The 9,582-nt window shown below is 74.9% G+C and carries 7 protein-coding genes; all 7 read right to left on the reverse strand.

Annotation, left to right across the window (positions count from 1 at the left end):
* Positions 1-19 precede the first annotated feature (19 nt).
* The 7 genes from ACFQPS_RS00675 to ACFQPS_RS00705 all read right to left on the reverse strand — a co-directional run bounded on the left by ACFQPS_RS00675 (position 20) and on the right by ACFQPS_RS00705 (position 9,479).
* A complete protein-coding gene (locus ACFQPS_RS00675; RefSeq protein WP_377355571.1) occupies positions 20-2,077 on the reverse strand; it encodes a PRC-barrel domain-containing protein in 2,058 nt (685 codons plus the stop codon).
* Between the two features lie 435 nt (positions 2,078-2,512).
* Complete coding sequence (locus tag ACFQPS_RS00680; protein WP_377355573.1) at positions 2,513-3,637, reverse strand: hypothetical protein; 1,125 nt, start codon at positions 3,635-3,637, stop codon at positions 2,513-2,515.
* Complete coding sequence (locus ACFQPS_RS00685) at positions 3,634-4,110, reverse strand: c-type cytochrome (RefSeq protein WP_377355575.1); 477 nt, start codon at positions 4,108-4,110, stop codon at positions 3,634-3,636. Before ACFQPS_RS00685 ends, ACFQPS_RS00680 begins: the two co-directional genes overlap by 4 nt.
* The gene (locus tag ACFQPS_RS00690; RefSeq protein ID WP_377355577.1) at positions 4,107-4,631 is read right to left on the reverse strand and encodes a DUF3341 domain-containing protein; all 525 of its coding nucleotides are present in this window, start codon (positions 4,629-4,631) and stop codon (positions 4,107-4,109) included. Before ACFQPS_RS00690 ends, ACFQPS_RS00685 begins: the two co-directional genes overlap by 4 nt.
* The gene (locus ACFQPS_RS00695) at positions 4,628-5,977 is read right to left on the reverse strand and encodes a hydrogenase (protein WP_377355578.1); all 1,350 of its coding nucleotides are present in this window, start codon (positions 5,975-5,977) and stop codon (positions 4,628-4,630) included. Before ACFQPS_RS00695 ends, ACFQPS_RS00690 begins: the two co-directional genes overlap by 4 nt.
* Positions 5,974-8,856, reverse strand: coding sequence for a 4Fe-4S dicluster domain-containing protein (locus ACFQPS_RS00700; RefSeq protein ID WP_377355580.1), 2,883 nt, complete (start codon positions 8,854-8,856; stop codon positions 5,974-5,976). Before ACFQPS_RS00700 ends, ACFQPS_RS00695 begins: the two co-directional genes overlap by 4 nt.
* On the reverse strand, positions 8,853-9,479 hold the full coding sequence (locus tag ACFQPS_RS00705) for a cytochrome c3 family protein (RefSeq protein WP_377355582.1): 627 nt from the start codon (positions 9,477-9,479) through the stop codon (positions 8,853-8,855). The genes ACFQPS_RS00700 and ACFQPS_RS00705 overlap by 4 nt, the downstream gene beginning before the upstream one ends.
* Positions 9,480-9,582 lie beyond the last annotated feature (103 nt).

Here is a 9,582-nt window from a genome sequence, read left to right on the forward strand (position 1 = left end):
CTCCTGTCCTGGCGTCCGGTCAGCGGGTCTGTCCGGCGGGTTCGGCCGTCGCGCGCCGCGTACCGGTGAAGGCCGGGGCGTTCATCACCTCGTCCCGCGGCATCGGCAGGACGATCTCCTCCGCCCGGGAGTCGATCCGCGTGCCGGAGAAGGGGACCCGCACCAGACGGCTGTCTTCCTCCAGCGCGATCACCAGCGCCTCGACCCCGCTGCCGTCCTGCGACAGCAGCACGTCGCGCACGGTCCCGACGGTCGTGCCCTGCGGGTCCACCGCTTCCCGTCCCACGATCCGGTGCATGGCGCCGGTCATCGAGGCCGCGGCCATGCCGCCGGGCTGGTCGCCCTGCGCGACGGGAAGGGTCGAGGGCTCGCGCTGCGCCGAGCGCGGAACCGCGCCGACCTGGGCGCTGGGCGGGGGATCGATCCGACGGGTGGGCGAGATCTGGTCCGGTCCCGTGGCAGGAGCCTGGAGGGTGCCCTGCGGCTGTTCCTCCGTCGCCGCCTGCTGCCGGGCCTGCTGCCCGCCCGTCGTCGGTTGGCCGCCCGCCGCCGGTTGGCCGCCCGTCGCCGGCTGCCGGGTTTCAGCCTGCGGCTGTCCCTGCCGGGTTCCGGCGGTCTGCGTCCGGGGCTGCTCTCCACCGGCTGCCGCCTGCTGCTGCCCGCCGGAGTCTGCCTGCTGCGGCTCCTGGCGGGAGGTGCCGGTGGTCTCTGACGTCTGTGACTGGGCCGCCTGTGACTGGGCCGTCTGTGCCGGGGCGGTCCGGGTCGGAGCCGGCAGGGTGGACGGGTCGCGCTGGGCCGAGCGCGGCACGGTCCCGACCTGGGCGCTGGGCGGCGGCTCGATCCGGGCGGGCGGGGCCGACTGTGCCGGCGCCGGGCGGGCGCTGGAGGCCTCGTCGGTGGACGGACCTGCGGCGGCCTGCTGCTGTGGCTGTTGCGGCTCCTGTTCCTGCTGCTGGCGGGAGGTGCCGGTGGTCTCTGACGCCTGTGGCTGGGGCGCCTGTGACTGGTCCGCCTCTGTTCGGGCCGTCCGGGTCGGAGCCGTCTGCGTCGGTTCAGCGGTCTGGACCGGCGCCGGGCGGGTGCTGGAGGCTTCGCTGTCGGAGGTCGGGTCGGTGTCCGCCCGCTGCTGCGGCTGCTGGGTCTGCCGGGATTGCTGCTGCTGGTTCTCCGGCGCCGTCATGGCCTGAGCGCCAGACGGCGGGGTGGTCTGGACCCGCGGCTCGGGCTGGGTCACCTCGATCTCCGGCTCGGGCTGCCGCACGGCCACCCGCGGCGGCGCCTGCTGTACCTGGACCTCCGGCCGGGCCTGCTGCACCGCGACGCGGGGTTCAGCCTGCTGGATGGAGACCTCCGGATCGGGCTGCTCGATCATCACCTCGGGGTCGCGCTGGCGGACGATGATCTCCGGCTCGAACTGGCGGACGGTGACCTCGGGCGGGAAGTAGCGGACGACGATGCGCGGCGGGTTCTGCTTCACCGTGACCTGCGGCGGTGCCTGCTCGACGACCACCTGCGGCGCCGGCTGCTGCACGCTGACCTCCGGCCTGACCTGCTGCACCTGAACTTCCGGCGCGCCCTGGTCCACGGCGACGGTAGCGGGCTCGCCCTGCACCTCCAGGCCTGTGGCCTGCTGAATCCCCCGGAAGGCGGCGAAACTCTCCTGGTCGTCGCTCCGGCCGGGACCCGAGAGGGCGAGGAGGGCCTCCTCGACCCGCTGTCCGGCTTCGGAGAAGGCGCGTCTGGCGTCGGAGTCGCTCTGGATCGCCGGCAGAGCCTGGGCGCGGGCCAGGGACTGGCGCAACGCGGCCAGGGCGCGGTGGGTCTGTCGCCGGGCCTCGCCCAGCGCCCGCGGATCGTTCTGGCCGCGGGCCTGCTGCAAGGACTGGTAGGCCTGCTGGGCCGCCTGCTGGTGGCCGCGGAGTTCGGCCATCACCTGCTGCCGGGCGCCGTCGGGGCCTGTCGGCTGCTGCGCCTGCGGTGCCGTCTGCTCCTGCTGGAGCTGCTGGGCCAGGGAATAACCGGGAACGGCCATGACCGTGAGCGCCACGGCCGCCGTCAACAGGTTCGCTCGCATCGACGATTCTCCCTCGTCTCGACGGGTGCCGGGCTGCTGCCGATCGCCGGTCCCGTCCTTCCGGTCCGCCTCAGGGGGTTCGCCTCAGGGGGGTCGCTGTTCAAACCCGAGAAAGGGGGAGGCGTTCCGGGGGCGAATGGATATAACCGACGGCTCCCCCTGCGGCCCGGTGCCGCCGGCCCTGCCCCCATCGTCCGGATAGGCGGGCAGGGGGCGGGCATCAGGACGGGTTCCGCAGCGGGGGCGCGAGACGCTCCGGTCGGGGTGGGGGCTCCTGCGGCGGGACCGGAATGGGACCCGGCGGTTCCTCGATCGGGGGAGGGGCGTCCGGGTCCGGCGGCGGGCGGTCCGGCTGTGGCTGGGGGGGTGTCGGATAGGGGCCGGCACGGTCCGGCCTGATGCCGGCCGGGGGCTCCCGGGCGGGGATCGCCGTGATCATGGTGTTCCTTCCGGTTGCTGTCGGGTCCGGTGCCGCAGGGGTGCGGCTCCGGGGGGCAACGTCTGTCGCCCCGGCCGGTGTTCCGGACGCCGGGCCAGGACGCGGAAGAACAGCGCCGACCACAGCCCGCCGACCGTCAGCGCGAAGGCGGCGGACAGGGCCGGGCCGGCCTTGGCCGCCGGCAGCACCAGCCAGAACGCCTCGGCGATCTGCGCCGCCAGCAGCAGCCCGGCCGCCGCCGGCAGCCAGCGCCGCGCCCGCCCCAGGGGGGCGGCCAGCGCCAGGGCGACGCCGGCCAGGGTCAGCAGCCCCGCCAGCCAGCGCAGGGACGGCCAGACGCCACCCTGCCGCTCCAGGAACCAGACGGCCAGATGCGGCAGGTCCCCCGTCCAGACCGTCAGATACTCGAAGAAGGCGATATAGCCCCAGGCCAGCGCCCCGGCGATCAGCAGCCCCCGCGCAGTCGCCTCCGGCTCCCGCTCGCGTGAGACCAGATGGTCGGCCAGCACCCCGAAGGCCAGGGCCGCCGCGGCCTGGTGCGCCGCGTAGACGATGCCGAACGCGGCCGAGGCATGGTCGGGCGTCAGGGTCATGATCCAGTCCACCGCCGCGAAGGAGGCGATGATCGAGTGCAGCACCAATCCTGCCGCCGCCAGTCCCGGCCGTTTGTGCCGCGGGCCGACGCTGCGGTCCTCCCGGATCATCGCCTCGGAAAGCGCGATCCAGACGGCGAAGTAGAGCGCGGTGCGCAGCAGGAAGGCGGGGCCGGTCAGCCACCAGGACTGCAAGGGTCCGCTCGGCACGAAGTCCGCCGCCGTCCAGGGATAGATGCGGTCGAGCGCCAGCAGGCCCGGCAGCATCGCTACGGCCAGCAGCCAGAGCGTCCGGCAGCCGGCCTCCAGCACGGCGGGCAGCACCACCGCGCGCCCGATCAGGTGGTTCAGCAGCAGCAGAAGGACACAGCCGACCGGGATGGCGCTCCAGACCACGACGGCGGCGTGCCACGCGGCCACGGCCGCATCCGCGTCGCCGCCCAGGGCCAGGGCCACGGACAGGGCCGCACCGACCGCCGCGACGGCCAGCGATGCCGCGGCGAAACGGCGGGGCGGGGTGGTGCTCATGGGGTGTCCCCCTCGGGCATGCCGCCGGACTGGAGCATCCGGAGATGCGCCAGGATCGCCCGCCGCGCCGCGGCGTCGGTCCGGTCCGCGAAGCCGTACATCCGGCCGTGGCCATGGGCGATCACGGCCAGCAGCGCCGCGTCGTCGGCGGCGCGCAGGCGGGGCAGGTCCAGGGGCGGCGGGGCGGGCACGTAGCGCCCCACCACCAGCCCGTCGCCGGCGCCCCGGGCACCATGGCAGGGGGCGCAGAGGATGCCGTACAGTTCGGCCCCGCGCCCCGCGTCGGTGCCGCCCTCCGCGGCGGTCTGCCCCACGGTCACCGTGCCGGTCGGTGGCGGCTCGGCCCCCGAGAGGTCCCACAGCGTCCGCGGCGCGTCGTAGGCGTCGATGCGGGCGGGGATCGCCCCGTCGCCGCAGGCGGTCAGGCCGGCCAGCAGCAGGAGCGGCGGCAGCGGGAAGCGGGCGCGTCTCATCCCGGCACCTCCCAGACCCGCAGGGCGCCCGCCTCCCGCAGTGCCGTCTCCACCCGTCCCGGGGCGAACAGCGGGTCGGCCGCCGCCACGGACAGGAAGAAGCCGTCGTCGGTGACGGCGCGGAACCGCTCCACCTCGAACAGCGGGTGGTGCAGCCGGGGCAGCCCGTTCGCCAGCAGCATCCCGACCGCCGCGGCGATGACCGCGGACAGGGCGGCGAACTGCAAGGCGGGCAGCAGGAAGGCGGCCCAGGCCAGGACCGGCCGCCCGCCGACGTTCAGCGGGTAGTCGAGATGGGCATGGGCCTGTACCGCAAGGCTCAGCGCGAACCCGCCGGCCGCCGCCACGGCGGCTCCGACCGGCAGGGGCCAGCGCCGCACGCCGGCCTGCCGGCGCATCCAGTCCAGCGGATAGGGCGCGTGCGCTTCCAGCCGGGTGAAGCCGCGGCGGCGCAGCGCCTCCATCGCGGCTTCCAGCGCGTCGGGTCCGGCGAATTCCCCCAGCAGGGCCGCCGTGCTCATGCCGATGCCTCCCGCTCGTCGCGCAGGGCCTCCTTCACCTCGAAGATGGAGACGGCCGGCACGGCCCGCAGGAACAGCACCAGCAGCAGCAGGAACAGTCCGATCGAGCCGGCGAAGACGCCCCAGTCCCACACCGTCGGCAGATAGGGCTGCCACATGGCCGGGAAGATGCCGCGCGACAGCGGTCCCATCTGGAGCATGTAGTGCGAGGCCCAGACCGCCGGCATGATGACGGCGGAAATCAGCGCCACCGCCCAGGGCCGGCGGCGCACGGCCGGCAGCCAGAAGAACTGCGGCACGGCGATGGACCCGATCCAGCCGGCCCAGGCATAGGGCGCGAAGGGGCCGGAGACACGGTCGCGCAGGATGTGCAGCTCCGCCGGGGTGGCGCGGTAGAGCAGCGTCCAGATCTCCGCGATGTGGACGTAGAGATAGAGCAGCGCCGTCGCCAGCATGATCTTCGCCAGCAGGTCCAGGTGGCCCGCCGTGATCAGGTCGGCCAGCCCGAACCCCCGGCGCAACGCCGCGGACAGCAGCGCGATGGTGGCGAAGCCGGCGAGCGTGCCGCCGATCATCAGCAGCGGCGGGAACACCGTGCTGTGCCAGCCGGGCAGCGGCGCCCCGGCATAGAGCAGCCCGACTCCGGTGTGGATCAGCACGACATAGGGCACGCTGACCGCGGCGATGGTGCGGTAGGCAAGGCGCCAGCGCGCCCAGTGGCTGCCGCAGCCGCGCCAGCCCAGGGCGGCGATGCCGTAGACCCGCCGCCAGACGGGATGCGCGGCGCGGTCGCGCAGGGTGGCCAGATCGGGGATCAGGCCGACATACCAGAACAGGCCGACGACGCCGAGATAGGTCATCACGGCGAAGGCGTCCCAGATCAGCGGGCTGCGGAAGTTGGGCCACAGGCCCAGCGCGTTCTCGTGCGGGATGGTCCACCAGAACAGCCAGGGCCGGCCCAGATGCAGGATCGGGAACAGGCCGGCGACGGCGGCGCTGAACAGGGTCATCGCCTCGGCCAGCCGGTTCAGCGCGTTGCGCCAGCCATGGCCGAGCAGCAGCAACAGGCCCGAGATGATCGCCCCGGCATTGCCCAGCCCGATCCACCAGACATAGTTCACGATGTCGAAGCCCCAGACGTTGGGGTGGTTCAGGCCCCAGACGCCCACGCCGTCGGCCAGCAGCTTCCAGACCGACAGCCCGAACACCCCCGTCAGCAGGAGCGCCAGCAGCAGGGCCGGCCGGTCCCAGCCGTGGCCGGGGGGGCGCAGCGCCAGCGCGGTCAGCTCTCCGGTGACGGCGGCGTCCGGGCGCTGCGGCAGGGGGGCGGGGGTGGTCCCGGTCATGCCGCGCCTCCGCCGCCGGCATCGACCCGCGCCAGATAGAAGGTGCGCGGCCGCGTTCCCAGTTCCCGCAGCAGGACATAGGCCCGGCCCTGGGCATGCAGGGCGGCAACGCGGCTCGCGGGATCGTCCAGGTCGCCGAAGACCAGGGCACCGGTCGGGCAGGCGGCGGCGCAGGCGGTGGTGACGGCGTCCGTCGCCAGTGGCCGGCCGGCGGCAGCGGCGTCGTTCTCCGCGGTCCGGATGCGCTGGACGCAGTAGGTGCATTTCTCGATGACGCCGCGGGCGCGCACGGTGACGTCCGGATTGCGCTGCGGCACGGCCGCCGCGATGTCCGCCGCGGCGTGGTCCAGGTAGTTGAAGCGCCGCACCTCGTAGGGGCAGTAGGCTTCGCAGGTCCGGGTGCCGATGCAGCGGTTGTAGACCATCTGGTTCAGCCCGTCGGGACCGTGGACCGTGGCGTTGACGGGACAGCCGACCTCGCAGGGTGCCTTCTCGCAGTGCATGCAGAGCACCGGCAGGAAGCGCGCGCCCTCCCGCTCTTCCGCGCCGGTCCAGTAGCGTTCCACCCGCAGCCAGTGCATGGCACGGCCGCGTGCCATCTCCGCCGGACCGACGGAGGGAATGTTGTTCTCCGCCTGGCAGGCGACGACGCAGGCCATGCAGCCGATGCAGGCGTCCAGGTCCACCGCCATCGCCCAGCGCTGTCCGGGCATCGGCCAGTCGGGATGCAGCGACGGCGGCGGCGGGGCGGCGGCGGGGACCGGCACCGTCGGGTCCGCCAGCGGCACGCTGCGCGCCAGTTCCCCGCCGTGCATCCGCCCTTCGCGCTGGGCCAGCGGCAGCGGTGCCTGTCCGCCCAGGGGCCGCAGCGCCGCCCCGCTCCGCCGCCAGAACGACGCCCAGCCGCGCACCGTGGCGGCGTTGTAGCCCAGCCCGGTGCCGTTGCGCCCCGCCGCTGTCCGTCCGTAGCCGAGCCAGAGGGTCAGGGTCCCCTCCGCCTGTCCGGGCAGGACCAGGGCGGGACCCCGGACGGCACGGCCCCCCGCCGCCACCTCCACCAGATCCCCGTCCGTCAGGACCAGCGCTCGGGCCAGGGCGGGGGACACCCCGACGGCATTGGTCCAGCCCAGGGTGGTCAGGGGCTTCGGCAGTTCCTGGAGCCAGGCGTTGTTGGCGTAGCGGCCGTCCCAGACCGTCGGGTCCGGACGGAAGACGATCTCCAGCCCGTCGCCCTCCGGCCCTGTCCCGGCCTGACTCTCCTGTGCCGCCGGCGGGGCGGCGGTCGTCCCCCTCAGCGGGACCGGCGGGGCCGCGCTGCCGCGGACGAAGCCCAGCCGCAGCGCCTCCTGCCAGCGGGCCGCGAACGCCGCGTCGCCCCAGGCTTCCCGCCAGGTGGCCTGCACGCAGTCCAGGGCGGACGCGGGCTCGCCCAGCAGACGGGACAGCAGCCCGGCCGCCGGCCGGCCGGCCAGGGGGCGCACCGTCGGCTGCACGATGGTGGCGGTACCGTCCGGTGCGCGCAGATCGCCCCAGCTCTCCAGCTCATGCGCCAGCGGCAGGTGCCACGCGGCGGCCATGCCCGTCTCATCGCGGTAAAGCCCGGCATGCAGGGTCAACGGCACCCGTGCCAGCAGTTCCGCGATGTGCAGCCCGGCGGGCGCATCCTGGACGGGGTTGCTGCCGATCATCAGCAGTGCGGAAACGCGGCCGTCCGCCATGTCCTGCGCCAGCGCGGCAAGGCCGGTGTCCGGGTCATCCAGCGGGTCCGCGACCGGCTCCGTCGCTTCCAGCAGCGTGCCGGCCGCGTCCAGTCGGGGGGCCAGTCGCGGTGCCAGGCGCAGGGCCAGCCGGTGACCCAGCGCCTGCGCCGCCGGCGGGAGATGCCCGCCCGTCAGCAGCAGCGCCCGTCCCGCATGCTCCGCCAGGGCGGCGGCGGCGCGGGCGACGAAGGCATGCTCCGCCGGGGTCAGGTCCGGCGGTTCCGCCCCGGACTCGCCCAGGGCCTGCGCCAGCGCCGTCAGCAGGAGCGGCAGGCGCGCCTCCGCCACCGGCAGCCGGCCGTCGGCCTGCATCCCGGTCAGACTCGGCGTCGCCTCCGCCACCAGCAGCGGCCCCGGCGGCAGCCGGCCCTCCCGCACGGCCTTCCGCCGCTCCGCCCAGAGGGCGGCATGGTCGAGCTGCTCCGGGCCGGGACCCAGCGGGTCGGCGCCCAGGCAGACCAGGGCGGCGGCCCGGTCCAGCCGGGGACGCAGCCGCAGCGGCCGGCCGAAGGCCATCCGCATCGCGGCATCGGCGGCGGGGCTGCCCGTCGCCTCCCAGACATGCCGGCGCAGGCCGGGCAGGCGGGCCGTCAGGGCCGCGATCTGCCGGGACAGGGTGGGGGAGGTGATCCGCCCGGTCAGCAGCCGGGCGCCGTCCCCGCCGGTCCGCCGGAGCGTGTCGGCCAGTCCTGCCAGGGCGCGGTCGGCCTCCTCCTCCCCGGCCGGGCGGCCGTCGATCACGGCGGTGCGGGAGCGGTCGGGATCGTAGAGGGTCAGCACCTCCGCCTGCATGAAGGGATCGGCGGCGCCGCTGCCCGCCGGGTGCCGCGGGTTGCCGTCCAGCCGGGTCGGCCGGCCCATGTGGACCTCCGCCAGCACGGGCCGCGCCCAGCCGGAGAGCGAGACGGCGGTGGCATAGGTCAGCGGCCGGCCGGGCACCAGCTCCTCCGGCTGGCGGACATAGGGCACGGCCTCCGGCGGCGGCGGGCCGTCGCAGCCGGCGGCGGCAAGGGCGAAGCTGGCCGCCATGCTGCGCAGCACGTCGCGCCGCGACGCCTCGGGCAGGGCGTCCAGCGCCGGCCAGTCCCGGCGCAGGGGATGCCGCCGGCCGCCGCTCATCGGTGGCACACATGGCAGTGGTCCAGCAGGGTCGGCTCGATGCCGCGGGCCGCCAGCAGGGCCGGCCCGTTCTCCGGTCGGTGCGGCGGTGACCGCCAGTCCAGATCGAACACCGCCTCGGGCGGGCGCAGATGCGGGGCCGGATCGCGGTGGCAGTCCAGGCACCAGCCCATGCCGAAGTCGCGCACCGGGCGGGTCTGCTCCATGGTGGAGACATCGCCGTGGCAGGTGGCGCAGCCCACCCCGGCCGCGACATGGGTGCCATGGTGGAAATAGGTGTGCGAGGGCAGCGCCTGCACCCGCTGCCAGATCAGCACGAAGGGCATCTCCGCCGGCGGGTCGATGGCCAGATGGCAGGTCATACAGGTCCACATCGGCGGAAATCCGGCTTCGGGGGCGGTCGCCACGGAGCTGTGGCAGTGGCGGCAGTCCAGCCCCAGCGTTCCGACATGCCGGGCATGGCTGAAGGCCACCGGCTGCGCCGGTGCCGGCCCGGCCCGGCGGAACACCGCAGGGTCCGGCACGCCGGCGGCGAGCAGGACCAAGCCCGACAACAGGACCGCGGCGGCAGCCAGGGCCGAGCGGAACAGGATGTCGGCACGGGGGCGGAAGAGCTGGGGCATCCGGCCATCGGGGCGGTCGGGGCGATGGGGCGAGGCGGTGATGTCTGGTCGGCAACGCAGCGCCGCACCACCTGTTCCCCCTGCCGTCTGTTCCCCTGCCGCT

The sequence above is a fragment of the Rhodocista pekingensis genome, assembly GCF_042665545.1.
Classification (GTDB): Bacteria; Pseudomonadota; Alphaproteobacteria; order Azospirillales; family Azospirillaceae; genus Rhodocista; species Rhodocista pekingensis.

Excerpts from the sequence above, each read along its gene's own strand:
- ACFQPS_RS00675 (WP_377355571.1), bottom strand. The coding sequence starts at position 2,077 with ATGCGAGCGAACCTGTTGACGGCGGCCGTGGCGCTCACGGTCATGGCC.
- ACFQPS_RS00680 (WP_377355573.1), bottom strand. The coding sequence starts at position 3,637 with ATGAGCACCACCCCGCCCCGCCGTTTCGCCGCGGCATCGCTGGCCGTC.
- ACFQPS_RS00685 (WP_377355575.1), bottom strand. The coding sequence starts at position 4,110 with ATGAGACGCGCCCGCTTCCCGCTGCCGCCGCTCCTGCTGCTGGCCGGC.
- ACFQPS_RS00690 (WP_377355577.1), bottom strand. The coding sequence starts at position 4,631 with ATGAGCACGGCGGCCCTGCTGGGGGAATTCGCCGGACCCGACGCGCTG.
- ACFQPS_RS00695 (WP_377355578.1), bottom strand. The coding sequence starts at position 5,977 with ATGACCGGGACCACCCCCGCCCCCCTGCCGCAGCGCCCGGACGCCGCC.
- ACFQPS_RS00700 (WP_377355580.1), bottom strand. The coding sequence starts at position 8,856 with ATGAGCGGCGGCCGGCGGCATCCCCTGCGCCGGGACTGGCCGGCGCTG.
- ACFQPS_RS00705 (WP_377355582.1), bottom strand. The coding sequence starts at position 9,479 with ATGCCCCAGCTCTTCCGCCCCCGTGCCGACATCCTGTTCCGCTCGGCC.